This is a genomic window from Longimicrobiaceae bacterium (assembly GCA_036375715.1).
Classification (GTDB): Bacteria; Gemmatimonadota; Gemmatimonadetes; order Longimicrobiales; family Longimicrobiaceae; genus DASVBS01.
This window is the reverse complement of record DASVBS010000076.1, coordinates 34,112-58,219: the sequence shown is the minus strand read 5'-3', so window position 1 is coordinate 58,219 and position 24,108 is coordinate 34,112. Positions and strand designations below refer to the sequence as shown.

General features: G+C 66.7%; 23 protein-coding genes. 21 read left to right on the top strand and 2 right to left on the bottom strand.

Going from position 1 to position 24,108, the window contains the following annotated elements:
* The 10 genes from VF167_16190 to VF167_16145 all read left to right on the top strand — a co-directional run bounded on the left by VF167_16190 (position 1) and on the right by VF167_16145 (position 10,572).
* Positions 1 to 921 carry a TIM barrel protein gene (locus VF167_16190; GenBank protein ID HEX6926965.1) on the top strand — a complete coding sequence of 307 codons (921 nt, stop codon included), beginning with the start codon at positions 1 to 3 and terminating at the stop codon, positions 919 to 921.
* Positions 922 to 1,004: 83 nt separating this feature from the next.
* Positions 1,005 to 1,865 carry a DUF1080 domain-containing protein gene (locus tag VF167_16185; GenBank protein HEX6926964.1) on the top strand — a complete coding sequence of 287 codons (861 nt, stop codon included), beginning with the start codon at positions 1,005 to 1,007 and terminating at the stop codon, positions 1,863 to 1,865.
* A gap of 69 nt (positions 1,866 to 1,934) precedes the next feature.
* The gene (locus VF167_16180; protein HEX6926963.1) at positions 1,935 to 2,627 is read left to right on the top strand and encodes a DUF1080 domain-containing protein; all 693 of its coding nucleotides are present in this window, start codon (positions 1,935 to 1,937) and stop codon (positions 2,625 to 2,627) included.
* Positions 2,624 to 3,604 (top strand): sugar phosphate isomerase/epimerase family protein, encoded by a 981-nt coding sequence (locus VF167_16175; protein HEX6926962.1) that lies wholly within the window; start codon positions 2,624 to 2,626, stop codon positions 3,602 to 3,604. The genes VF167_16180 and VF167_16175 overlap by 4 nt, the downstream gene beginning before the upstream one ends.
* The gene (locus VF167_16170) at positions 3,601 to 5,043 is read left to right on the top strand and encodes a mandelate racemase/muconate lactonizing enzyme family protein (GenBank protein ID HEX6926961.1); all 1,443 of its coding nucleotides are present in this window, start codon (positions 3,601 to 3,603) and stop codon (positions 5,041 to 5,043) included. Before VF167_16175 ends, VF167_16170 begins: the two co-directional genes overlap by 4 nt.
* Before the next feature lie 52 nt (positions 5,044 to 5,095).
* Complete coding sequence (locus tag VF167_16165; GenBank protein ID HEX6926960.1) at positions 5,096 to 6,121, top strand: Gfo/Idh/MocA family oxidoreductase; 1,026 nt, start codon at positions 5,096 to 5,098, stop codon at positions 6,119 to 6,121.
* The gene (locus VF167_16160) at positions 6,121 to 7,386 is read left to right on the top strand and encodes a PmoA family protein (GenBank protein ID HEX6926959.1); all 1,266 of its coding nucleotides are present in this window, start codon (positions 6,121 to 6,123) and stop codon (positions 7,384 to 7,386) included. Before VF167_16165 ends, VF167_16160 begins: the two co-directional genes overlap by 1 nt.
* A gap of 107 nt (positions 7,387 to 7,493) precedes the next feature.
* Positions 7,494 to 7,964: a cupin domain-containing protein gene (locus tag VF167_16155; GenBank protein ID HEX6926958.1), complete on the top strand. Its 471-nt coding sequence runs from the start codon at positions 7,494 to 7,496 to the stop codon at positions 7,962 to 7,964.
* Positions 7,965 to 8,103: 139 nt separating this feature from the next.
* Positions 8,104 to 9,264 carry a Gfo/Idh/MocA family oxidoreductase gene (locus VF167_16150; GenBank protein HEX6926957.1) on the top strand — a complete coding sequence of 387 codons (1,161 nt, stop codon included), beginning with the start codon at positions 8,104 to 8,106 and terminating at the stop codon, positions 9,262 to 9,264.
* A 42-nt stretch (positions 9,265 to 9,306) separates the two neighbouring features.
* Complete coding sequence (locus tag VF167_16145; GenBank protein HEX6926956.1) at positions 9,307 to 10,572, top strand: MFS transporter; 1,266 nt, start codon at positions 9,307 to 9,309, stop codon at positions 10,570 to 10,572.
* Positions 10,573 to 10,810: 238 nt separating this feature from the next.
* Here VF167_16145 and VF167_16140 read toward each other — a convergent pair whose 3' ends face one another.
* Positions 10,811 to 11,083, bottom strand: a complete 273-nt coding sequence (locus tag VF167_16140; GenBank protein HEX6926955.1) for a hypothetical protein — start codon at positions 11,081 to 11,083, stop codon at positions 10,811 to 10,813.
* Between the two features lie 392 nt (positions 11,084 to 11,475).
* Here VF167_16140 and VF167_16135 point away from each other — a divergent pair, with 392 nt between their 5' ends.
* The 3 genes from VF167_16135 to VF167_16125 all read left to right on the top strand — a co-directional run bounded on the left by VF167_16135 (position 11,476) and on the right by VF167_16125 (position 13,539).
* Positions 11,476 to 12,171 (top strand): SOS response-associated peptidase, encoded by a 696-nt coding sequence (locus VF167_16135; GenBank protein HEX6926954.1) that lies wholly within the window; start codon positions 11,476 to 11,478, stop codon positions 12,169 to 12,171.
* Between the two features lie 148 nt (positions 12,172 to 12,319).
* Positions 12,320 to 13,063 carry a cytochrome c biogenesis protein CcdA gene (locus VF167_16130; protein HEX6926953.1) on the top strand — a complete coding sequence of 248 codons (744 nt, stop codon included), beginning with the start codon at positions 12,320 to 12,322 and terminating at the stop codon, positions 13,061 to 13,063.
* Positions 13,060 to 13,539, top strand: coding sequence for a hypothetical protein (locus tag VF167_16125; GenBank protein HEX6926952.1), 480 nt, complete (start codon positions 13,060 to 13,062; stop codon positions 13,537 to 13,539). The genes VF167_16130 and VF167_16125 overlap by 4 nt, the downstream gene beginning before the upstream one ends.
* 1 nt (position 13,540) lies before the next feature.
* Here VF167_16125 and VF167_16120 read toward each other — a convergent pair whose 3' ends face one another.
* On the bottom strand, positions 13,541 to 14,461 hold the full coding sequence (locus tag VF167_16120) for a cation diffusion facilitator family transporter (GenBank protein ID HEX6926951.1): 921 nt from the start codon (positions 14,459 to 14,461) through the stop codon (positions 13,541 to 13,543).
* 152 nt (positions 14,462 to 14,613) lie between these two features.
* Between VF167_16120 and VF167_16115 the strand changes: the two genes are divergently transcribed.
* The 8 genes from VF167_16115 (at position 14,614) to nth (ending at position 24,100) form a co-directional block, all read left to right on the top strand.
* Positions 14,614 to 15,702 (top strand): radical SAM protein, encoded by a 1,089-nt coding sequence (locus tag VF167_16115; protein HEX6926950.1) that lies wholly within the window; start codon positions 14,614 to 14,616, stop codon positions 15,700 to 15,702.
* Positions 15,699 to 16,361: a SprT-like domain-containing protein gene (locus tag VF167_16110; protein ID HEX6926949.1), complete on the top strand. Its 663-nt coding sequence runs from the start codon at positions 15,699 to 15,701 to the stop codon at positions 16,359 to 16,361. Before VF167_16115 ends, VF167_16110 begins: the two co-directional genes overlap by 4 nt.
* A 423-nt stretch (positions 16,362 to 16,784) precedes the next feature.
* Positions 16,785 to 18,140: a glycine--tRNA ligase gene (locus VF167_16105; protein HEX6926948.1), complete on the top strand. Its 1,356-nt coding sequence runs from the start codon at positions 16,785 to 16,787 to the stop codon at positions 18,138 to 18,140.
* Between the two features lie 156 nt (positions 18,141 to 18,296).
* The gene (locus VF167_16100) at positions 18,297 to 19,967 is read left to right on the top strand and encodes a sodium-dependent transporter (protein ID HEX6926947.1); all 1,671 of its coding nucleotides are present in this window, start codon (positions 18,297 to 18,299) and stop codon (positions 19,965 to 19,967) included.
* 5 nt (positions 19,968 to 19,972) lie between these two features.
* Entirely contained in the window at positions 19,973 to 20,683 is a 711-nt protein-coding gene (locus VF167_16095) for a metallopeptidase family protein (protein HEX6926946.1), read from the top strand.
* A gap of 126 nt (positions 20,684 to 20,809) precedes the next feature.
* The gene (locus tag VF167_16090; protein ID HEX6926945.1) at positions 20,810 to 21,670 is read left to right on the top strand and encodes a hypothetical protein; all 861 of its coding nucleotides are present in this window, start codon (positions 20,810 to 20,812) and stop codon (positions 21,668 to 21,670) included.
* The gene (locus tag VF167_16085; GenBank protein HEX6926944.1) at positions 21,667 to 23,442 is read left to right on the top strand and encodes a helix-hairpin-helix domain-containing protein; all 1,776 of its coding nucleotides are present in this window, start codon (positions 21,667 to 21,669) and stop codon (positions 23,440 to 23,442) included. Before VF167_16090 ends, VF167_16085 begins: the two co-directional genes overlap by 4 nt.
* Positions 23,399 to 24,100: an endonuclease III gene (nth, locus tag VF167_16080; GenBank protein ID HEX6926943.1), complete on the top strand. Its 702-nt coding sequence runs from the start codon at positions 23,399 to 23,401 to the stop codon at positions 24,098 to 24,100. Before VF167_16085 ends, nth begins: the two co-directional genes overlap by 44 nt.
* Positions 24,101 to 24,108 lie beyond the last annotated feature (8 nt).

Sequence of the window (24,108 nt, the reverse complement as noted above, 5' to 3'; positions counted from 1 at the left end):
ATGCGACGGCGAGATTTCGTTCGAGCGGGCCTGGCGGGAGCCGCCGGAATGGCCGTTCCCGGCGTGGCGAGCGCGACCGGCACCGATCCGGTCCGGCCGGGAGAGCCGTTCAAGCTCAACTATGCGCCCCACTTCGGCATGTTCCGGCACAGCGCCGGGAACGATCCGATCGACCAGATCCGGTACATGCACGAAGTCGGATTTCGTGCGATCGAGGACAACGGGATGATGGGCCGCGACCCCGCGCTGCAGGAGCGCATCGGCAACGAGCTGGCGCGCCTGGGGATGCGGATGGGCGTCTTCGTGGTGTCGGCCTACCGGAACAGCGACGTCTGGGCGGTCACGGGTGACCCGCAGCACACCGAGCACTTCGTTGCCACCTGCCGGGAGGCCGTCGAGGTCGCGAAGCGGACCGGGGCGAAGTGGATGACGGTGGTGCCCGGCAACTTCGACCGACGCATCCCCATCGGCATCCAGACCGCGAACGTGATCGAGGTGCTCCGCCGTGGTGCCGAGGTGTTCGAGCCGCACGGGCTGGTGATGGTGCTGGAGCCGCTCAGCGACACGCCCGACCTCTTTCTGCGCGAGGCGGACCAGACGTACGAGATCTGCAGGGCGGTGGACAGCCCGTCCTGCAAGATCCTGTACGACATCTATCACATGCAGCGGAATCGCGGGCACCTGATCCCGCTGATGGATCAGACCTGGAGCGAGATCGGGTACATCCAGATCGGCGACAATCCGGGACGGAACGAGCCGGGCACCGGCGAGATCAATTACCGGAACATTTTCAAGCACCTGTACGACAAAGGTTTTGACGGGATCCTGGGGATGGAGCACGGGAACTCGATCGACGGCAAGGAGGGCGAAGACGCGGTGATCGCCGCGTACCGCGCCGCCGACGATTTCCCGACCGGCTGAACCGACCTCCGGAATCCCGACTCCGCTCTGGACCGGTCGCTCCGCGGCCGGTCCGCGTCGCTCACTTTTCCGAACCCGATCCAATGTTGAAACACCGTAGCCAGGGGCTCATCCGAAGGCTGACAAGGCTGGGCGTTCCCACCCTGGTGGTGACCGCCCTCGCCGCCTGCGGCGGCGGCCCGGATGCCGAGGCGGCCCCGGAGACCGATGCCCCCATGAACGCAGACTCCGCGACGGACACCACCGCCCTGAATACGCTGACGGAGGAGGAGCGCGCCCAGGGATGGCGGCTTCTGTTCGACGGCGAAAGCTTCACGGGCTGGAGAGGGCTCGGCATCGACTCGATCCCGAGCGCCCACTGGACCATCGAAGACGGGGCCATCAAGAAGATCCCCAGCGGCGATGTGCCGGTGCAGGCCGACGGGCAGCCGATCGCGGGTGGTGATCTGATGACCATCGAGACCTTCGGCGATTTCGAGCTCGCCTTCGACTGGAAGGTCTCTGAGGGCGGGAACAGCGGCGTGAAGTACAACGTCAGCGAAGAGCTTTCGATGGCGCACCCGCCCAAGACGGCGGCGCTCGGCTTCGAGTACCAGATCCTGGATGACGAGCGGCACCCGGACGCGAACGCTGGGGTTGGGGGGAACCGCAAGGCCGCGGGCCTCTACGATCTGATCAGCGCCGGCGACGACAAGCCCCTGAACCCGCCGGGCGAGTGGAACCATGGCCGCATCGTCTTCCGCGGCAACCATGGCGAGCACTGGCTCAATGGCAAGAAGGTGCTCGAGTACGAGCTCGGCTCGCCCCGTATGGACTCGCTGCTCGCGGCCAGCAAATATGCCGAGATCGAGGGCTTCGCCGACCGGCGCGAGGGGCACATCGTCCTGCAGGACCACAACGACGCGGTCTGGTTCCGCAACATCAAGATCCGTACGCTGGACTGATCTGCCCGTGGGCGGCGGCTCCGTCGCATGAGCCGCCGCTTTTCGTCTTCCTCCCGTAAACTCAAAGAAATGCGAAGCATTCGTTCGATCGCCCTCGCGCTGCTCTGCGCGGCAGGGCTCGCCGGTTGCGCGGCGAGCGGCGATTCAGCCGTTGAGAGCGGTGACTCGGCCGCTGAGAATGGCGTTGAGAACAGCGAGGATTGGCGACCGCTGTTCGATGGCGAAACCACCGCCGGATGGACCAACCCATACGAGTGGGGAACCGTGACCGTCGAGGACGGCGAGATCCGTCTGCAGGGCGACCGGAAGTTCTTCCTGGTGACGGAAGAGGAGTTCGACGACTTCGTATTCGAGGGGGAGGTGCTGCTGCCCGATACGATGTCCAATGCCGGCTTCATGTTCCGAGCAAACGTGGAGCCCAACCGCGTCTACGGCTACCAGGCCGAGGTGGACCCCACCGGACGTCGCTGGTCGGGTGGCCTCTACGACGAAGGCAGGCGCGCGTGGCTCAACCCGCCGGCGGGTGACTCCGCCGCGGCGAAAGCCTTCCGCGAGGGCCCGGGTACCGCCTTCCGTCCGACCGACTGGAATCACTATCGCGTCCAGGCCGTGGGCGACAGCCTCAAGATCTGGGTCAATGACGTGCTGACCACCGCCTTCCGCGACACCATGGATGCCTCCGGCCCGATTGGCCTCCAGCACCACGGCGAGGACGGCAAGGTTTACCGGTACCGCAACCTCAGGATTCGTGAGCTGAAATGAGCGGCCTCACCCGCCGGGCCTTCCTCGCGAGAGGAGCGGCGCTGGGAGCGTCGCTCCCGCTCGGCGTTGCGGCGATACCGGGTCCTGCGGCGGGGAAGCGTCGGGAAGGGCTCGGGCCGATCACCGTCTTCAGCAAGCACCTGCAGTGGCTGGAGTACGAGGAGCTGGCGGACGTGGTGGCGGAGGCGGGTTTCGACGGGATCGATCTCACGGTGCGTCCCGGCGGTCATGTTCTGCCGGAGAGGGTTACAAAGGACCTTCCCCGAGCTGTTCGCGCCGCGCGCTCGGCGGGGTTGGTGGTCCCGCTGATGACCACCGCGATCACGCGGGCGCGAGATCCCGCTACCCGCCGCATCCTCGCGACCGGCCGGGACGAGGGGATTCAAGCCTATCGCATGGGCTACCTCGGCTATCCCGAGGAGGTCCCGATCGCCAGCGCTCTGGACGGGATGCGCCCGCTGATCCAGGAGCTCGCGGAGCTCAACGAGCAATTCGGGTTGCACGGTGCGTATCAGAACCACTCCGGCACGGGTGTCGGCGGTCCGGTGTGGGACCTCGCCTATCTGCTGCGTGGAGTGAATCCGCGCTGGCTGGGCGTGCAATACGACATCGCCCACGCCACCGTGGAGGGCGGGACCGCGTGGCCACTCGGCCTGCGCCTGCTCGCACCCTACATCCGCACCGTGGACGTCAAGGACTTTCTCTGGGCGGAGCGGCCGGATCGCTGGGTGCCGCGCTGGGTTCCTCTGGGCGACGGGATGGTCGACTATCCACGCTATCTGCGGATGGTAGACGAGCTGCGCATCTCCGGGCCGATCTCCCTGCATTTCGAGTATCCGCCATTGGAAGGACCCAGCGACCTCTCTCGCGCGGAGCGGAGACAGGAGGCGATCCGGCTGATGCGGAGGGACCTGGAGCGCCTGCGCGCGCTGCTGGCCGAGGCGGGGCTCGCGGCGGGTAACGGGGAGGAGGCGTGACCTGCGGTCCGGGTCACCTCCCCATGGATCGGCGGGCGTTTCTCGCTCATAGCGGTGCGCTGGCCGTGGCGGGGCTTGCCCCCGGGAGCGGTCGGCGGCACGATCGTCAGCCCGCGTCGACGGCCATTACGTCCTCCCCCGCCCGGCCGGTCGAGGTCCGGGCCACTTCCCTGAACTTCGAGCGCGAGCCGCTCATCCGGCCGTCCGGCTTTGCCGGTGGCTACATGACCGAGTTCTGGCAGACGGTGGCGCGCATCGAGAGCTCCTCGGGCAACTTCGGGGTCGGGCTGGGAACGCAGAACATTCTCTGGTGCGACCCGGACGTGCTCACCCGCTTCACAGAGAGCGGCGCGAACGCATTGATGCTCGCGGTTTCCGATCGCGCCCTGCAGATGATCCGCGGTGAGCGCTTCGATCACCCGATCACGCTGCTGGAGGGGATCGTCGAGGAGCTCTACGAGTATGCGCGGCGCACCTCCGGCGTGCCTGATCTGAACCGAACCTTCGTGCTCAACGCGCTGGTTCCGGTGGACAATGCCGCCTGGGTGCTGTACGCTCGTGAGAACGGCCTGACCCGCTTCGACGATCTCGTCCCCGAACAGTACCGCCCGGGGCTCTCGCACCGGCACGAGCACATCGCCAGTCTGCCGTCAGTCACCTACGCCCTGCCCATCGAGGAGGTGGAGCGCGCTGCCCGCGACGGCTACTTCGTGATCAAGCTCAAGCTCGGCCACCCCGGGTCGCAGGAGGAGATGATCGAGCGGGACATGGAGCGGCTCACGCAGGTGCACCGGGCGGTAGGCTCGATGCAGACGCGGCACACCCCGGACGGTCGAATTCGCTACGATCTCGATCCGAACAGCCGCTACCAGCGCAAAGAAACGCTGCTGCGGCTGCTCGATCACGCCCGGAAGATCGGCGCTTTCGAGCAGATCGTGGTGATCGAAGAGCCGTTCCCGTACGAGAACGAGGAGGATGTCTCGGACATCCCCGTTCCGATCGCGGCGGACGAGAGCGCGACCACGGCGGAGGACGCGCTACGCAGGATCGACCTTGGATACCGGGGGATTGCACTCAAAGCAATCGCGAAGACGCTCAGCGAAACGGTGATGATGGCGCAGCTCTGTCATGACCGCGGAGTCGCCTGCATGGCTGCCGATCTCACCGTGAACCCGATCCTGGTGGACTGGAACAAGACGATCGCCGCGCGGCTGGCGCCCTTCCCGGGGATGCAGGTGGGGATGATGGAGACCAACGGGCACCAGCAGTATCGCGAATGGAGCCGCATGGAGAGCTATCACCCGTGCGCCGACGCGTCGTGGCGCCGCGTGCACGACGGGGTGTTCGTGCTCGACGATGACTTCTACGCCCGCAGCGGCTGCATTCTGGATCGGATACCGCACTACGAAGCGCTGGTGGCGCCCGGTGCACCGGCGTGACCTTTCGCCCATTTGCCGCCCTCTGGCGGACCGCTGATTCGAGGAGCTGTTGATGAGCATTCGTGTGGGAATCATCGGTGGAGGCAACATCAGCGACACCCACGCACGGGCCGCGCTCGAGATTCCCGGCGTGGAGATCGTGGCGATGCACGGAGGCAACCTCGAGCGCACTCGCTCCCTGGCCGACAAGTACGGGGGGACCGTATACCCGGACATCGAGAGCTTCCTGAACCATCGACCTATGGAGGTGGTGCTGATCGGGAGCCCCTCGGGCATGCACGCGGAGCAGGCCATGGCTGCGTTGGAGCGGGGGCTCCACGTCCTGTCCGAGAAGCCTCTCGACGTCAGCACCCGCAAGGTCGACGAGCTGCTCGCGGCGGCCGAAGGTAGGGGCGCGAAGCTCGGCGTCTTCTTTCAGAACCGCGCCGCACCCGACGTGGCCTGGCTGAAGCGGTTGGTCGATCAGGGCGGGCTCGGCGACATCTTCCTTGCCACCGCGCAGGTGAAGTGGTATCGACCGCCGGAGTACTACGCCAACTCCCGGTGGCGGGGGACCTGGGCGCTCGACGGTGGAGGCGCCCTCATGAACCAGGGCGTGCACACCGTGGATCTCCTCCTCTGGCTCATGGGCGATATCCGTGACGTCTACGCGCACACCCGAACGGCGCTGCACGAGATCGAGGTCGAGGACACGGTGGTCGCGTGTCTGGAGTTCGCCAGTGGCGCGGTGGGCGCGCTGGAGGCGACCACGGCGGCGTACCCCGGATTCCCGCGTCGGCTGGAGCTGACCGGCTCGAACGGCACGGTCGTGGTCGAGGAGAACCGCGTATCATTCGTCGGCCTGCACAGCGGGCCGGACGAGCCGCCGCCCGACGGAACAGCGGGCAGCAACGAGAGCGCCAGCTCGGCGACCGTCTCCGACGTCAGTGCCCACCGAGCGGTGCTCGAGGACTTCCTCGACGCCGTGGCCAACGACCGGGAGCCGCTCTGCAACGGCCGCGAGGCGCGGCGCAGCGTCGCGGTGGTCGAGGCGATCTACCAGTCCGCGCGCGACCACCGACCGGTCGCTCCGCACTGATGGCGGCGGTGACGGAGTCGGTGAAGGAGCTGTTGACGGGGCTGCCCGTCCGACGTGGGGCGCTCCTGGTTGTTGCGCTGGCCACAGCCGGGGCCTGTGCGGCCGGCGGGGGATCCTCCGCCGAGCCGAGCTTCGCCGTCACCGTGGACGCGGGAGAGTACGATCGCTTCGCCGTACCGGTGGAGTTCGAGCTCCCGGCAGGGGTTCAGGCGGGCGAGTACCAGCTCAGGGCGCCGGACGGTCGCATTTACCCGCTTCAGGCCGGGCCGGACGGCCGGGCCTTCTTCGTCCTCGACTCGCTGGCGGCGAGCGAGACGGTCGAGCTCGTGCTCGAGCCGGGCACGGCGGCCCTAGACGGTGTGGCGGCTCGGCGTGACTCCGCGACCGTGACCCTGTCCGTCGACGGCCGCACCGTGCTGCGCTACCACGCGGCGATAACCGATCCACCGCGCCCTGACATCGATCCGGTTTACCGCCGAGGGGGTTACGTGCACCCGATCCTCACCCCCGAAGGGGTGATGGTCACCGGCGATTATCCACCGGACCACCTCCACCATCACGGGATCTGGGCCGCCTGGACGCGGGCCGTCTTCCAGGGGGAAGAAGTCGACTTCTGGAACGTGGCCGACCGCAAGGGCGACGTGTTGCCGGTGGCGCTCGACAGCGCCTGGGGCGGACCTGTATTCGGTGGGTTCTCGGCCCGCCATCGCTACGTGGCGCTCACCGGCGAGCAACCCCGGGATGCATTGAACGAGCGCTGGACCCTGCGCGTCTACAACGTCACGGGGCACGAGCGGCCCTACTGGCTGTTCGACCTGGAAGTCGAGCAGCATACCGCGGGAGACGAGGCGCTGATCCTTCCGCAGTACCATTACGGCGGTGTCGCCTTCCGCGGACGTGACGACTGGTACGGCACCGAGAACGCGAGCTTCCTCACCTCCGAGGGGCGCGACCGGGAAAGCGGGAACGAGAGCCGCGCCCGCTGGACGCATATCGGGGGCACCGCGGAAGGGGCGCTGAGGGGCGTGGCGGTGCTGAGCCATCCGCAGAACTTCCGCCACCCGGAGCCCGTCCGGATTCACCCGCGTGAGCCGTACTTCGTTTACGCCCCGTCGCAGCTCGGTGAGTGGTCGATCGAGCCAGCCCAGGAGCTGCGACTACGGTACCGCTACGTGGTCCACGATGGCGCCCCCGACGCCGCCGAGCTGGACCGCATCTGGAACGATTTTGCGCACCCACCGACCGTGACGGTGGCGCCACGCTGAGCTCGCGAACAGTTTCGCGAGCGGGGCGCGCGGACTATGTTGCCGGCCGCTTCCACTACCGGCTCTGTCCAGGCAACGCCCGCACTTCCTACCTGAGCGCGAGCATCATGATCATTGCCCGTTTGCAGGAAATCGAAGGACGCACCTATCCCGCAAGGCGACGCACCCAGAACCTGGTCGGCGGCGCGTCGCCCATCCAGGCCACGAACTTCTCGATGGGGTATGTGACCCTCGAGCCGCGCGGCGGCCAGGTCCCCTGGCACAACCAGGAGCAGGAAGAGATCTACTTCGTCGTGCAGGGCCGCGGTCAGATGTGCCTGGGCGAGGAGATGCGGGAGCTGCAGGGTGGGGAAGCGGTCTACATTCCGCCCGGGGTGTTCCACCAGCTCACCAACATCGGCGACGAGCCCCTGATCATGATCTACTGCTACGGCCCCGCGGGCGACGTGGCGCACTGGCGACAGGAGCTCGAGGGCACCCTGCCGAAGGCGGGCGTCGAGGCGCCGCCGCTTCCGGAAGGGGCGTGGCCGCAGTGTACGGATCCGCCGGCGGGGACGCGGGGGGCGGTGAGGGGGTGATGGATGACGGCGGGACAAGGGGACAAGGAGACCAGGAGTGGCGTGGTGAACGGGGGCGGGCGCGATCGCTCACCGGTTTTCGACGGCTTGATGAGGCGCACGGCGGGGCGCTGAGAGAACACTTTCTGGAACTGGATTCATGGCAGAACAGCAGAAGGTCCATCGGGTGGGGATCGCGATGAACGGCGTGACCGGGCGCATGGGGATGAATCAGCACCTCTATCGTTCGATCCTCGCCATCCGCGAGCAGGGCGGCGTGCGGGTGAGCGATACCGAGACGATCCTTCCCGAGCCGATCCTGGTGGGGCGCAACCCGGTGAAGCTGAAGGAGCTTTCCGCGAAGAGCGGCGTCGAGCGCTGGACCACCGACGTGGAGGAAGCGCTGAGCGACGACAGCGTGCAGATCTACTTCGACGCACAGACCACGGATCGACGGGTCGAAGCCGTCACTCGGGCGATCGAGGCAGGGAAGCACGTCTACTGCGAGAAGCCCACGGCGCTGACCACCGCGGAAGCGGTCGAGCTCTATCGCCGCGCCAGGGCCGCCGGTGTGAAGCATGGGGTGGTGCAGGACAAGCTCTGGCTCCCCGGCCTGATGAAGCTCCAGGCCCTGCGCGACAGTGGCTTCTTCGGCGAGATCCTCGCCGTGCGGGGTGAGTTCGGCTACTGGGTGTTCGAGGGCGACATCGTTCCCGCGCAGCGCCCCTCCTGGAACTACCGGAAGGAGGATGGCGGCGGAATGGTCCTGGACATGTTCGCGCACTGGCGCTACGTGCTCGACAACCTGTTCGGGGAGGTGAAGGCGGTGAGCTGCATCACCGCGACGCATATCCCGGAGCGCGTAGACGAGCGCGGAAATCGATACCGGGCCACCGCCGACGACGCTGCCTACGCCACCTTCGAGCTCGAGGGCGGAATCATCGCCCACTTCAACAGCTCCTGGGCGGTGCGCGTGCGGCGCGACGACCTGCTCACCGTCCAGGTGGACGGCACGCGCGGGAGCGCGGTCGCCGGGCTGCGCGAGTGCCGCATCCAGCCCTATGGAGCCACCCCGCGACCGGTCTGGAACCCGGACGTCGACAACCCGCACAGCTACTTCGACGACTGGCAGCTGGTGCCGAACCAGCGCCCCTACGACAACGCCTTCAAGGTCGAGTGGGAGCTCTTCCTGCGCCACGTGGTGCTCGACGAGCCGTTCCGATGGGGGCTGTTGGAAGGGGCCAAGGGCGTGCAGCTGGCCGAGCTGGGTTACGAGTCCGCAGAGAAGCGCCGCTGGGTGGAAGTACCCCCGCTGGGGTGAGGGCTACGGCCGCCACCCCTCCACCTCCAGCCACTGAGACGCATGGCAACACAAATCGCCCCGGCCGATCATCGCCCGCGCTGGCAACAACTATATGTCGCCGCGGTCAGCTTCTTCGCTCTCTTCTCGATCGTCGGCCTCGCGCTGTATGGCCTGCCGTTCTTCTACGACCACATGGTCACGGATTTCGGCTGGAGCCGTACGCAGGTCACCTCGGGGAACGCGATCAGCAAGCTGATCGTCGGCCCCCTCTTCGGCTTTGCGGCGGGGTACCTGGTCGACAAGCTCGGCCCGCGGCGGGTGATGCTGACCGGGATCCTCATGGCGGGTACGGCGCTGATCGGGCTCAGCTATACGAGCTCGATCTGGATGTTCTACCTGTTCTATCTCTTCAACGCGTTCGGGTACCTCTTCGGCGGCCCCTTGCCGAACCAGGTGCTCATCTCCCGCTGGTTCGACCGTGCCCGCGGCAAGGCGATGGGCTTCGCCTACGTAGGCATCGGAGTGGGTGGAACGGTGGTGCCGCTGCTGGCCGTCGCGCTGATCGAACAGTTCGGTTGGCAGGGAGCCCTGCGGGCGATCGGGATCATCATCATCGCCCTCTCCTTCCCGCTGGCCTTCTTCGTCAAGGACGCGCCCAGCGACGAGGCCTCGGTAAAGGCTGCGCGTGCCGCTCCTTCCGCGCCGCTCTCGTCGGTGCTGCGGAACAAGTACTTCTATCTGCTGGCGATCGGCAGCATGTGCTCGATCGGGGCGGTCGGCGGTGCAAACCAGCACCTGAAGCTCTTCTTCGGACTCGACCTCGGCATCGAGGAGGGTCGGGTGGCGACCATCGTTTCCCTGGTGCTCGCTTCCAGCATCGCAGGTCGGCTCTTCATGGGGTGGCTGGCCGACCGCCTGCCCCGGAAGTACGTCATGCTGCTGATCTACAGCCTGGTGGCGGGCTCCATCCCGTTGCTCTTCATCGCCCGGCAACCCGGGATGGTCTACATCTTCGCCGTGATCTTCGGCGTGGCGCTGGGTGGGGACTACATGATCATCCCGCTGATGGCGGCCGATCTCTTCGGGGTGCGGGTGCTGGGGCGGGTGATGGGGATCGTGTTGACCGCCGACGGGGTCGCCGAAGCCACCATCCCCATGCTGGTCGGCTACATGCGCGATACCAGCGGGAATTACGTGAGCGGCTTCAGCACCCTGATCGGCCTCGCCGCCGTGGGCGCCGTGGCCGTCGCCCTCCTCCCGCGCGGACCCGTGGCCGACCGAAGGGAGCCCGTGGTTGCAGGGGCGGAGGCGGCGGCGTCGGCGTAGAAGTAGAGAATTACGAATTACGAATTACGACCGTTCCTGAGCGGAACCCCGCAGCGTGAAGCGAAAATCCTTCGACTGCGTCGTGCCACATGCGATTGTTCTCCGCCCGCGCCCGTGACGACACGGCAAAGACCTGATTCGTAATTCGTAATTCATAGTTCGTAATTGCGCGAAAAGACCCGGCCCCACATGGCCGGGTCTTTTCGCTTGGGCCGGGTCTTTTCGCTTCGGTTCGCTGCTACGCCGCGGCGCGGGCGCGGGCCTCCTTTTCGCGGCGGGCGACGTACTTGAGGAGGCGGCGGCGGACGTCGGCGCGGAGCTGGCGGGCACCCATCATGCGCCAGCGTGTCAGGGTGGCTGTGCTCACTCCGGCGATGCGCGCGGCCTCCTGCAGGTCGAAGTCTGCCGTGTAGAAGACGAAATCGCGAACGAGCTCCGCCGTGGGGAAGTCGTTACTCGCTTTGCGCGTGACGGCAATCCCGAGGGGTGGCACAAGCAACTCCTTGCTCACGGGTGACTCATTGGCGTTCAAACGGGTGTTTAAGGAAGCAGATTCCGTACCAGCCGGGGGGCTTTCGCCCCGGTGCCCTGGTTTCCTCCACTTCGCCTTTCCACCACGCCGAGCTCCGGCGATCTCGCCGCCGCGGTCCCAGGCGTGCCGCCACCTTGATTCCTGGCTTCCCCACGTCCTGATCCCCGACGTCGGCCCACTGATTCCGCGCCCCCCGGCGCCCTGATCACAGGCGCCCGCGACTCCGGTCGCCAAGTGTGGTGCGGTCTGATGCCGGCCGCCACGCCGCCCTCCGTGCCGGTCTCGTCACCCGGCTCCCCGCGAATTGGATTCACCGGCAAGAGCGGTGTATATTGAGCTAGCTCCGTCACTTCAACTGGCAGGTTCGGCGAATGTGCGGACGGTTTTCACTCAAGACCAGCCCGGATACGCTGGAGCGCATCTTCGGGCGACCGATCCCGGCCGGGTATCGTCCGCGCTTCAACGTGGCCCCTACCCAGGAGGTGCTGGCGCTCGTCTCCGATCACGGAGAGACCCGTTTCGACATGCTGCGCTGGGGCCTGATCCCGTTCTGGGCGAGGGATCCCTCCATCGGTAACCGGATGATCAACGCCCGCTGCGAGACGGTTGCTGAGCGGGGTCCCTTTCGTGACGCGTATCAGAGGCGCCGGTGCCTCGTGGTGGCGGACGGCTTCTATGAGTGGCAGACGAGGCCCGGCGGGAGGTATCCCATGTGGGTGCGCACCGCCACGGGAGAGCCGTTCGCCATTGCCGGGCTCTGGGAGCGCTGGAGACGGGGTCCGGAGCCGATCCTGAGCTGCACCATCCTGACCACCGACGCCAATCCATTCATGGCCAGGATCCACGATCGGATGCCGGTCATCCTGGGCGCGGAAGAGGGGGAACGGTGGCTCGCGGAGGATGCCGGTGAAGCGGAGCTACGGGAGATCCTCGATGGCGCCCGCTCGGTGGAGCTACGGGCCCACGAGGTATCCACGCTGGTCAACAATCCGAGCAACGACGTACCCGAGTGCATCGAGCCCGTCGAGACGGTGGAGGAGACGCTGACGCTGCCCGGTTTCGAGTAGCCGGCCCGGATCGCGACGGCGAGAAGCAAAAGTTCGCAGGTGAATCACCAGCGCCCGCGGAGATACCGCGGGCGAGTTCGCGGCCCACGACCGCGCATCGAAGCCGGCCCGCATCGAGCCGGGCCCCCGAGTCCACCAGGAGCCTGAGGTGTCCGAGTCCAACAGCATCGGCTTGGCGGTGGCTTTCGCCGCCGGTCTGCTCTCGTTTCTCTCGCCCTGCGTCCTGCCACTGATCCCCAGCTACGTGACGTTCATCACGGGGATGAGCCTGGATGAGCTGACCGCGGCGGAGGGAAGGCGGCGGAGTCGCGCGGTCATGGTGCATGGCGCCCTCTTCGTGCTGGGCTTCACCCTGGTCTTCGTGGCCATGGGCGCCACTGCGACCTTCCTGGGTTCGCTCTTTGCCTACGCCAGCCGCTGGGTGGAGCGGGTCGGCGGCGTGCTGCTCATCCTCTTTGGGCTATACCTGGTTGGTCTCCTGCGCGTGCCGGGTATGTCGCGGGAGTGGCGGATGCAGCTCGGGGACAAGCCGCTGGGCTACCTGGGCACGGTGCTCGTCGGGGTCACCTTCGGAGCGGGCTGGACGCCGTGCATCGGGCCGGTGCTCGGAGGCATCCTCACCCTCGCGGCGACGCGGGAGTCGGTGGGCGATGGAGTCGGGCTCCTGTTCGTCTACTCGGTGGGGCTGGCGATTCCGTTCCTGGCCGCGGCGCTGCTGCTGGACCGCTTCCTCGGCGGGGTCCGGAAGATGGGGCCTTGGTATCCCTGGGTCAGCCGCGTCAGCGGTGCATTGCTGATCCTCCTGGGAGTGCTCCTTCTTACGGGCAGCTTCACAACCCTTTCAGGCATGCTGATCCAGTGGACTCCCGACTTCCTGGTGGACCGGCTATGAGCGTAGGTACCGAGGTCGTGGTCGATCGCTCGCCACGCGCGGTTCGTACCATCCCGGACCGAGTGCTGGGGATCGCGGGTGCGCTGATGGTCGCTCTTGCCGTGGTGCTAGCGATCGTGGGAGGGATTTCGGACGGCGATCAGCCGCTCACCGCGCCACCATTGCTGGCGTTGCTGGACCCGCAGGACGGGACGGTCGTGGATGGACCGCTCGTCGTCTCCTTCGATGTTCAGGCGGAGCTGGAGCAGCAGCCGGGAGGGTGGGGCATCGGGGGATATCACATCCACCTGCAGCTCGACGGGCTCGAGCTGATGCCCGGGCCGACCGACATCAGCGCCGTCCGCTCCGGCGGGTACCGCTGGCACGTCGGCGAGCTCGAGCCGGGCAGGCATCGTCTTGGTCTGTACTGGTCGGACGCGCAGCACCGGCGAGTGGCCGGAGGAGCGTCCGAGGTGGTGGAGATCGAGGTCAGGTAGGTCACTCCTCCCCCGGATTCTCACCGCTTCGCTCGAGCGCCGTGTCCGCCCAGGAGACCGGGTCTTCGAGCGGCTCCAGATGGGTGAAGACGGTGCAGCGCGGGATCGCGGCGCGGATCTCCTCCTCGATCGTTTCCAGCAGGTCGTGGCCGCGCTGCACGGTCCAGTCTCCCGGTACCAGGATGTGGAAGGAGATGAAGCGCCGGGCTCCTGCCTGGCGCGTCCGTACCGCATGATACTCCACCCCGCCTTCCCGGTGGGAGTTCAGGATGCGGGTGATCTCGTCCCGTAGCGGCTCGGGAAGACCCGTATCGAGCAGCCCGAGCATGGACCGCTGGATCAGCTCGAAGCCGGTCCGCACGATGCTGACCGCCACCGCGAGGGCTATGAGCGGGTCGAGCCGGTGCCACCCGGTGGTCTGAGCTGCCACCACGCCCAGAACCACACCTACCGAGGTCCAGACGTCCGTCATCAGGTGTCGGGCGTCCGCTTCCAGGGTGATCGAGTCGTACCGCCGTCCCGCCTCCCCGATTACCCTCGCCGCTCCCAGGTTGATCAGGCTCGCCAGGATGGCGACGCCCGCTCCCAGACCCAGGGACTCGATCGGCCGTGGGTGGATGAGCCGCGCCACCGCCACCACGCCAATGCTCACCGCTGCGACCACGATCAGGCCGCCCTCGAAGCCGCTGGCGAGGTACTCCGCCTTGGTGTGACCGTAGGCGTGCTCCTCGTCCGCGGGTCGCGCCGCCACGCTGATCGCGTAGAGGGCGATCAACGCGGCCGCGAGGTTGACGAGCGATTCCAGCGCATCCGAGAGCAGACCGACGGACCCGGTGACCGCGTAGGCAGCCGCCTTGAGGCCGATGGTGGCTACGGCTGCCGCAAGCGACAGCAGAGCGTAGCGCTTCAGGCTGGGTTGCATCGTCGGGTCGGGAGATGCGGCTCCGTGGGCGCCGTCGCATTCCAGAGCTACGGACACTGCAAGCGGGTGGCCGCTCGCGAACCGCGCTCGCTTGCGCCGGGGAATGAGAGCGACGAGCTTTAGCGGCATCGAACCCGCGACAGGAGTTGCAGATGGGCGTGGAAGGCCGAATCGAAGAGATCACCGCGAACGTGCTGGCCGGCGGCCGCATCGACGTCGCCGACGCGGCATTGCTCTGGGAGCACGCCAGCGACGACGAGTTGAAGCGGATGGCCGCGGCGGTGCGTGCGCGCTATCACACGCCCGGCCACGCGACGTATCTGGTGATGCGGATCATCAACTATACGAATGTCTGCGTTGCCCAGTGCGACTACTGTGCCTTCTACGTCCTGCCCAACCAGGATGGCGGATACGTCCTTACTCGTGAAGAGGTCTTTGCGAAGATCGACGAGCTGATCGAGTTCGGCGGTGACCTCGTCGGCTTCAACGGGGGCTTCAATCCGAAGCTGCCGCTGCACTACTATTGCGATCTCTTCCGCGCTGTGCGTGACCGCTACGGCGACCGGGTCGAGTTCTACGCCCTGACCATCGCGGAGTTCATGTACCTCGCCGACCGGGCGAAGCTATCCTTCCGCCAGGCCGCGGACCAGCTTCGGGAGGCGGGAGTATACTGGATCACCGGGGGTGGATCCGAGATCCTGACCGAGGGCTTCCGTAAGCGCCACGCGAAGTTCAAGTACACCGTGAAGGAGTACTTCGAGGCCCAGCGAGCCGTGATCGAGGCGGGGCTGCGGACGACCGCCACCATGGTGATCGGCTTCGACGAGACGCTCGACGAGCGGCTCGAGCACCTGCAGCGCACCCGCGACTTCCAGGACGAGACCGGCGGGCTCTTCTCCTTCCTCTGCTGGACCTACAAGCCCTACGGCACCGCCTTCGGCGGCCGGGAGATCTCCCCGCGCGAGTATCTCCGGCACATTGCCCTCTCACGAATCTTCCTGGACAACATCCGCCACGTGCGCACTTCGGTGCTCACCCTGAACGAGGATGCGTTCCGCGCCCTGGACTTCGGCGCCGACGACTTCGACCTGCCCATAGAGGACGAGGTGACGCAGAAGGCGGGCGCGACCATCAACCTCGATCTGGAAGGGCTGCTCGAGATTCCCCGTCGGATGGGCTATACCGTCAGTTATCGCCGGCCCGAGCGGCCCATGCTCGAGGTGGGGGTGCCGAGCGCGTGATCGGCGGGACGGCCGGAGGGAACACTGCGGGGACCATAGAACGACTGCTCGACGAGGTCGCCCGGGGAGGGGCGCGGTTCGAGGCGGTGGTTATGACCCGCAATCGCCGCGTGATGGTCTCGGTGGGGAGCGGAGGACGGGTTCTGCGGCTGCACGAGGCCTTTGTCGAGGCGCCGCCGGAGGTGCTACGGGCGGTGGGGGGGCTGCTGTCGCCCATCGGAAGTAGACGGCGCGCGGTCGCGCGCCGGGTCATCAAAGAATTTATCGCGAGCGTGGTCTCGGCGCCTGCCGGCCGACGAGCTCGCCGCGTGCGCTCGACCGATCAGCCCCACCTGCTGCGCCTCCAGCAAGAGTTCGACCGGGTAAACCACGAGCACTTCGGTGGGGCGCTCCCGCGCGTTCCGATCTTCCTGAGCGGCCGAATGCGTCGTCGCAACGGCCACTTCTGCCTCGATCCCCTGGAGATCGTCATCTCCCGCCGGTTGTGTGAGCAGGCCGATGAGGGCGAAGCCGCCGCCACTCTCCGCCACGAGATGATCCACCTCTGGCAGCACATGCAGGGCCTGCGACCGGGCCACGGCGCCGATTTCCGACGCTGGGCCGCGCGCCTGGGCGTGCATCCGCGGGCGGTGCGAGAGGTGGGGTGGCGGGCGGGCTAGATCGGCGAGCGGACAATTGCGAATTACTAATTACGAATTACGAATTATGAATTATGAATTATGAATTATGAATTATGAATTATGAATTGCGAATTGCGAATTGGGGAATGTGGGGACCGTGTCGCGGCTGCACGCTTGATGAGGTAAAACGTCGCAGAGGGCGCCGAGGTTGTCGCATAGGACGCAGAGGAAGCCCCGCCGGTCATAATTCGAAATTCAGAATCCAGTTTGGACCTCATAATTCGTAATTCGTAATTCGTAATTTTCCAGCGCAATCCGGGCAACCGCTTCGGATCCGTCGAGCTCACGCTTGCTCGCCGCAAGACGCTCCTGAGCCAGTTTGCCGCTCGCGCCCGCGCACGCTATCATCCCACCTCTCATTTTCTACAACGATCGGCTACGAGTAACGCTGGAATTCCGGGCATGGCTGACCTCGACCTGATGGATAAACTCGTCTCCCTCGCGAAGCGGCGGGGGTATGTCTTCCAATCCTCCGAGATCTACGGCGGTACGGGGTCAGTGTGGGACTACGGTCCGCTCGGGGTGGAGCTGAAGCGCAACGTGAAGGAGGCCTGGTGGACCACCATGGTTCACCAGCGCGACGACATCGAGGGGCTGGACGCGGCCATCCTCATGCACCCGCGCGTGTGGGAGGCATCGGGGCACGTGGCGGAGTTCACCGATCCGCTGGTCGAGTGTCGCAACTGCCACCGCCGCTACCGGGTCGACATCCTTCTCGCGGAGAGCGGCGCCAGGGAGCTTCCCGAGGCCCAGTGTCCTTCCTGCGGAAAGACCGGCGACTGGACCGAGCCCCGGCAGTTCAACCTGATGTTCAAGACCTTCATGGGGCCGGTGGAGGACGAGTCCGCCACGGTGTACCTGCGCCCCGAGACGGCGCAGGGCATCTATGTGAACTTCCTCAATGTCCAGCAGACGGCCCGGCAGCGCGTGCCCTTCGGCATTGCGCAGGTGGGTAAGGCCTTCCGCAACGAGATCACCCCCGGGAACTTCACCTTCCGGACGCGCGAGTTCGAGCAGATGGAGATGCAGTTCTTCGTCGAGCCGGGGACCGACGAGGAGTGGTTCGAGCGCTGGAAGGAAGACCGGATGACGTGGATGACGGAGAAGGTCGGCCTCGACCCGAAGCGCCTCCGCTTCTACCAGCATCCGCCGGACAAGCTCGCGCACTACGCGAAGGCCGCGTTCGATATCGAGTTCTTCTTCGGTGGGACGATCGGCGACGACGGTTGGGGGGAGATCGAGGGGGTCCACAACCGGACCGACTTCGATCTTCGCCGTCACCAGGAGTATTCGGGCAAGCGGCTGGAGTACATCGATCCCGCAACCCAGAAGCGCTATCTGCCCTACATCATCGAGACCTCCGCGGGGGCGGACCGGGTCACTCTCGCGGTGCTGGCGAACGGCTACCGGGAGGAGGAGGTCGAGGGCGAGACGCGCGTGGTGCTGGGCATCAAGCCGTCGCTCGCGCCCATGAAGGCGGGCGTATTTCCCCTGGTGAAGAAGGACGGGATGCCGGAGCGCGCCCTGAAGATCCACGAGGCGCTGCGACAGCAGGGGATCCCGTCGTTCTATGACGAAGCGGGCGCCATCGGCCGCCGCTACCGTCGCCAGGACGAGGCCGGCACCCCCTTCTGCATCACCGTGGACGGCGAGACGCTGGAGAACGGCACGGTGACGATCCGCGACCGCGACTCGATGGAGCAGGTGCGGGTCGACGAATCACACATCGAGGAGTACCTGAGGGAGCGCATCAGCTAGACGGGGACGAGTTCACCGCGAAAGGCGCAGGAAGCACCGGACCGGGGAGACGCGAAGAGCTTGCTGGCTGTTGCCAACGATCTACTCTTCGCGTCTTTCCGTAGCTGCCTGCGACTTCGCGCCCCACGCGGTTCGACATCGACTCGGGAGAGACAGGTGAGCGAGCGCCAGCAGACCTTCACCTCGCGCTGGGGGATGTTGCTCGCCATGCTCGGCATGGCGGTGGGCACCGGGAACATCTGGCGATTCCCACGGATCGCGGCGGCGAACGGCGGCGGATCGTTCCTCGTCGCCTGGGTGATCTTCCTCGTCATCTGGTCGGTTCCCCTGCTCATGGTGGAGTTCACCATGGGGAAGGCTACGCGCACCGGGCCGATCGGCACCTTCAGCCGGATCATGGGGAAGAGCTACGCCTGGATGGGGGCGTGGGTCGCCTTCACCTCGATCGCCATCATGTTCTACTATTCGGTGGTGGCGGGGTGGACGATACGCTACTTCTGGGCGGGGCTCACCGGTGAGCTGGAGGGTGAGGCTCCGGGCGCTCTCTGGAGCGCCTATGCGGGCTCGGGATGGGCGGTTCTCACCCACGCGATCGCCATGGCCATCGGTCTGTGGATCGTCGCGCGTGGGGTGAGGGGGATCGAAGCGGCGGCCCGCATCATGATCCCCTCCCTCTTTTTCCTCGTCCTGCTGCTCGCCATCCGCGCCGTCACCCTCCCGGGGTCCTCCGACGGTCTCGCTTTTCTCTTCACCCCGGAGTGGTCCGACCTGGCCAATGCGCGCGTCTGGCTGGAGGCGCTGACGCAGAACGCGTGGGATACCGGGGCGGGCTGGGGTCTCGCGCTGACCTACGCCGTCTACATGCGACAGCGCGAGGACACTTCGCTCAACTCCTTTCTCCTCGGCTTCGGCAACAACTCGGTGAGCCTGCTGGCCGGTATCACCGTCATCTGCACCGTATTCTCCGTGGGTCCGCGGCTGGCTGAGGAGGTGGCGAAGACGCCCGCCGGCTTCGAGCAGGCGATCGAGACCTACCCCGCCCTCGCCGACGAGCTCGAAGCGGCGGTGCCCGCGAGCGTGCTGGCCTCGGTGGCGCCGCGCTACGGCATCGATGTCGGGGATGGCGGGATCGAGGGTTTCTTCACGAACGAGGATGTGCCGGTGGAGGCGCGCCTCGAAGTCGCCCGCGAGGCGGGAGTGTTGAACGGGACCCTGTTCTCCGAGGCGGTGCTGGGAAGCGGGCAGAACGGCCTCACCTTCATCTGGATTCCGCAGATCTTCGACACGCTTCCGCTCGGGCGGGTGCTCACCTCGATCTTTTTCCTGGCGCTCGCCTTTGCCGCGCTGACCTCGCTGATCGCGATGATCGAGCTGGCCGCACGCGTGCTGATCGACGCCGGCTTCACTCGCCGGCGCGCGATGATCCTGACCGGGATCCTCGGCTTTCTGATGGGGGTGCCTTCTGCGCTATCCATGGGCTTCTTCGAGAACCAGGACTTCGTCTGGGGCGTGGGGTTGATGCTCTCCGGCTTCTTCTTCGCGCTGGCGGTGGTGCGCTATGGCGTGACGCGCTTCCGCACCGAGCTGATCAACGCGGAGACGTCGGATCTGAGAATCGGTCGCTGGTGGGACGGGGTGATCTACCTGGTCCTGGTCCAGGCAATTGTCCTGATGGGGTGGTGGCTGTATCAGGCCACCGACTTCTCCGACCTGGCCGCGAGCCTGACGCCGATCTCTCCGTTCAACGTGGGCACGCTGGTCTTCCAGTGGGCGCTGGCCCTCGGGATCTTCATAGTGATCAATCGCAGGCTGGCCCGGGCGGGTTGAGTGCGATGGACTTCCAGACCTTCGAGGCGCGAGCTCGGGAGATCTTCGAGAGCGTCCCCGAGCGCTTCCTCGAGGGGATCGATGGTCTGGAAGTCTCCCGGCGGGCCGTGCCTCATCCGAGCCTGCCGGAGGTCTATACGCTCGGGGAGTGCCTGACCGAGCAGTACCCGAGCGAGTTCGGCGGAGCGGGCGAGGTGAGGTCGGTGGTGGTTCTCTACTACGGGTCCTTCCTGGAGCTCTCCCGGATCGACGAGGATTTCGATTGGGAGGCGGAGCTGTACGAGACGATCACCCACGAGGTGCGGCACCACCTCGAGTCGCTGGCGACCGAGGATGAGCTGGAGGAGATCGACTACGCCGAGGACCAGAACTTTCGTCGCAGAGAGGGAGAGCGTTTCGATCCGTTCTTCTACCGTTCGGGAGCGCGTCGCGGCGCCGCTGCGTGGGAGGTCGATGGAGACCTCTTTCTCGAGGTCCACGTCGAGCGGGAGCGCGGTTGGCCGGTGGAGCTGACCCACGAAGGCCGGCGGGTCCTTCTCGAGCGTCCCGAGCCGCTGGGCGAAGTCCACTTCCTGACCATCGAGGAATGGAGCGACGACCGCCACGAGGTAGTGGCCGTGCTGCTGCCCCGCCGCCGCTGGTGGGAGTGGCTCTGGGGGTGGCTGCGGCGGCGGCCGGTGGAGGTGAGGGAGGGGAGCGAGGGGGCGTGTGGGTGACAAGCTGACAAGGTGACTGGGTGATTGGGTGACAAGGTGACTAGTTGGCCCCTAGAATGGGCGGAACCCCAGCCCGCTTGTTAATCCAGTCACCTTGTCACCTTGTCACCAACGAAGGGAGCATCCTTGCTAGAGGCCACCGGCAACCTACTGCGCATCACACCCTACGAGGTGGCGTTCGCCGACACAGCGTACGAGTCGGAAGTCTTCCCGGCGATTGCGGCGGATGCGCAGTTTCACGGATCGGATCCGCTGCGGCTGGAGCCGTTCTCGATGCTTCCGGCCACGAGCGAGGCGGTGCGCTCGTTCGTGCCACCAGAGGCACCGGCGGAGGCCGTGGAGCAGTACCGGACACTCCTCTACCACGGTTACAACTACTGGAGCCTCGGGCATACGACCTATCTCCTACACCCGGCGGCCGCGCGCTTCCTCGTCGAAGCGCAACCGAGCATGGAGGGCTGGGAGCTGGTGCTGCCGCGTCCCTCGTTCTACATCCAGCTGCCGCAGAATCTCTTCTGGGGGAGTATCGCCCCGGACGCGACTCCCGAGCAGGTGGATGGGATGTTCGTCACCGGCTATCCCGTGACTGGACGCTCGGGTGATCTCTTCCAGCGCCTGGAGGTGCTGATGGTGCTCGGACTCCGACGCGACCGCGCGGGATTCAGCGTCATCCCCTTCGATACCGAGGCCGGACCGGGCATCGCCAGCCTCTGGGCGGACGCGGGGACGCGCGATTCCGGAACGGAGTTCGAGAGCGTCCTGCCGGGCGGAGCCATGTCCGGGCTGTATTCGCTCGTCACGGTGGGCGAAGTGCTCAAGCTGCTCGGTCGGATCCTCTGGTACATCGACACCTTCCCCGGCGACGTGTCCGAGAAGATCACCTCCGCGCAGGCGGAAGCAGGCGAGGAGCCGCGTTTCGTTCCCGTGTCACGCCTTCCCTACCGCCTGATCACCCTGGGCCGCGACTCCGGCCCGAACGTGCCGTGAGCGACGCGCCTTCCGGGGCGCCCTCCCCTCCGGAGGCGGCACGCGTCCTCGCCGAGATCGCCACCCTTCTGGAGCTCCACTCTGCCGATCCATTCCGGGCCCGGGCCTTCGCCGCCGCTGCTCGGGCGCTGGAGGGAACCGATCGCGATCTGGTCGCACTCGCCCGGGCGGGCGAGCTGACCTCGCTACCAGGTATCGGCCCGGGGATCGCCTCCGTGCTCGAGGAGCTGCTGCTCACCGGGCGGTCGCGGATGCACGAGGAGCTGGTCGCCAAAACGCCGGTCGGTCTCTTCGATCTGCTGCGGCTCCCCGGACTGGGCTTGAAGCGTATCCGTACCCTCTACGAGGAGCTCGGCATCGATTCGCTGGACGCGCTGGAGGCCGCTGCGCGCGCGGGCCGTCTCTCAACTCTTCCGGGCTTCGGCGTGAAGATGCAGGAGAAGGTGCTCGAGGGGATCGCGTTCGCGCGCTCGGTGCTCGGACGCCGCCTGTACGCGTGGGCGCTCGAGGTGGCGAAGCGCCTGGAGGACTGGCTTCGTGGCAGACCCGAGGTAAGCAGCGCCGCGATCGCCGGTTCGGTTCGTCGCTGTCTGGAGGTGATCGAGCGGATCGACCTGGTGGCTGCCTCGTCCGACCCGGCTGAGACGCTCGGTGCGTTTGGGGAGCTGGCGGGTTTCTCCGGTGTCCGCAGGGGATCCGAGGGAGACACGCTCGAAGCGCGGCTGAGCGACGGTCTTCCGGTTCGTCTGCGCTGCGTCCCGGCCGCGCGCTACGCGGCCGCGCTGTTGTGGGAGACGGGGAGCGAGGCCCATCTGGCGGCGCTGCAGGAGCGGGGGGCGTCGCTCGGATTTGCCCTGGACCGCGACGGCCTCATGCGGGATGGACGGCGACGTCGCACCGCCGGCGAGGCCGCGCTGTACAGCGCCCTCGGCTTGCAGTACCTTCCGCCCGAGTTGCGCGAGGGCCTGGGAGAGGTCGAGCTCGCTGCGTCGGGTCGGGTGCCACGGCTGGTGGAATTCCAGGATCTCCGCGGTACCTTCCACTGCCACACGACCGCCTCCGACGGCAAATCGACTCTCGAGCAGATGGCCCAGGGTGCCGCGTCCTTGGGATGGGAGTATCTGGGCATCGCCGATCATTCGCGCACGGCGGCGTACGCGCGAGGTCTCTCGCCCGAGACGCTGCTGGCGCAGCGCGATGCCATCCACGAGTTGAACGCCGCGAGGGACGGGAAGGGGGTGCACCTGTTTGCGGGCACGGAGTCGGACATCCTCCCCGACGGCTCCCTCGACTACCCGGACGACGTACTGGCGCGGCTCGACTATGTGGTGGGGTCGGTTCATTCCGGCCAGCGGATGACACCGGAGGCGATGACGGAAAGGTTGGTCCGGGCGGTTCGACATCCGCGACTGACCATCCTCGGCCACCCCACCGGGCGGTTGCTGCTGCGGCGTGAAGGGTACTCGTTCGATCTCGACGCCGTCCTGGACGCCGCGGCGGAGGCGGGGGTGATCATCGAGACCAATGGACATCCCAATCGCCTGGACCTGGGGTGGCGGGAGTTGCGCAGGGCGGCGGCTCGCGGGCTCCCGATCGCTATCGATCCGGATGCGCACTCGGTGGACGCATTGGCCCATGTGCGGTACGGTGTGAACATGGCGCGCAAGGCAGGGCTGGAGCCGCGCCAGGTGCTCAATTGTTGGCCCCGATCGGAAGTGGAATCCTACTTTGCCCAGAGAAAGCAAGCGGGCTCGGCGCGAGCGAACCGCTGAGATCCTGTATCGCCTGGCGCAGGCGTACCCCGACAGTCGCTGCTCCCTCGATCACGAAGGACCGTTTCAGCTCCTCGTCGCGACGATCCTGTCGGCGCAGTGCACCGACGCGCTCGTCAACCGGGTGACGCCGGGGCTGTTCGCGCTCTACCCTACCGCCGAAACGATGGCGGAGGCCCCCCTGGAGGACCTCGAACGCGCGATCGGAAAGCTCAACTACTACCGCAGCAAAGCGCGCGCGCTGAAGGGAATGTCGACGGCGTTGGTCGAGCGCCATGGAGGCGAGGTGCCTCCCTCGCTGGACGAGCTGGTGCAGCTCCCGGGCGTCGGCCGCAAGACCGCCAACGTCGTGCTGGGGGTCGGCTTCGGCATCGCCGACGGCATCGTCGTCGACACCCACGTGAAGCGCGTCGCCAATCGCCTGGGCCTCACCACCTCCGACGACCCTCTGCAGATCGAGCAGGACCTGCTGCCACTGGTCCCCGAGGAGGAGCGGGTGGTCTTCACTCACCGCTTCATCGACCATGGTCGCGCCGTGTGCGTCGCCCGCCGCCCGAAGTGCGAGGAGTGTGTGCTCACGGATCTGTGTCCGTCGGCGTTTACGGCGGGGGAGCGGGCCGGGGGTGGTGCGGTGCGCAAGAAGAGGAAAGTGGGGTGATTGGGCAG

Coding starts and splice junctions, on each gene's coding strand:
- VF167_16115 (HEX6926950.1), top strand. CDS start 14,614: ATGGGCGTGGAAGGCCGAATCGAAGAGATCACCGCGAACGTGCTGGCC.
- VF167_16145 (HEX6926956.1), top strand. CDS start 9,307: ATGGCAACACAAATCGCCCCGGCCGATCATCGCCCGCGCTGGCAACAA.
- VF167_16180 (HEX6926963.1), top strand. CDS start 1,935: ATGCGAAGCATTCGTTCGATCGCCCTCGCGCTGCTCTGCGCGGCAGGG.
- VF167_16165 (HEX6926960.1), top strand. CDS start 5,096: ATGAGCATTCGTGTGGGAATCATCGGTGGAGGCAACATCAGCGACACC.
- VF167_16175 (HEX6926962.1), top strand. CDS start 2,624: ATGAGCGGCCTCACCCGCCGGGCCTTCCTCGCGAGAGGAGCGGCGCTG.
- VF167_16125 (HEX6926952.1), top strand. CDS start 13,060: ATGAGCGTAGGTACCGAGGTCGTGGTCGATCGCTCGCCACGCGCGGTT.
- VF167_16135 (HEX6926954.1), top strand. CDS start 11,476: ATGTGCGGACGGTTTTCACTCAAGACCAGCCCGGATACGCTGGAGCGC.
- VF167_16185 (HEX6926964.1), top strand. CDS start 1,005: ATGTTGAAACACCGTAGCCAGGGGCTCATCCGAAGGCTGACAAGGCTG.
- VF167_16095 (HEX6926946.1), top strand. CDS start 19,973: ATGGACTTCCAGACCTTCGAGGCGCGAGCTCGGGAGATCTTCGAGAGC.
- VF167_16160 (HEX6926959.1), top strand. CDS start 6,121: ATGGCGGCGGTGACGGAGTCGGTGAAGGAGCTGTTGACGGGGCTGCCC.
- VF167_16120 (HEX6926951.1), bottom strand. CDS start 14,461: ATGCAACCCAGCCTGAAGCGCTACGCTCTGCTGTCGCTTGCGGCAGCC.
- VF167_16105 (HEX6926948.1), top strand. CDS start 16,785: ATGGCTGACCTCGACCTGATGGATAAACTCGTCTCCCTCGCGAAGCGG.
- VF167_16190 (HEX6926965.1), top strand. CDS start 1: ATGCGACGGCGAGATTTCGTTCGAGCGGGCCTGGCGGGAGCCGCCGGA.
- VF167_16155 (HEX6926958.1), top strand. CDS start 7,494: ATGATCATTGCCCGTTTGCAGGAAATCGAAGGACGCACCTATCCCGCA.
- VF167_16150 (HEX6926957.1), top strand. CDS start 8,104: ATGGCAGAACAGCAGAAGGTCCATCGGGTGGGGATCGCGATGAACGGC.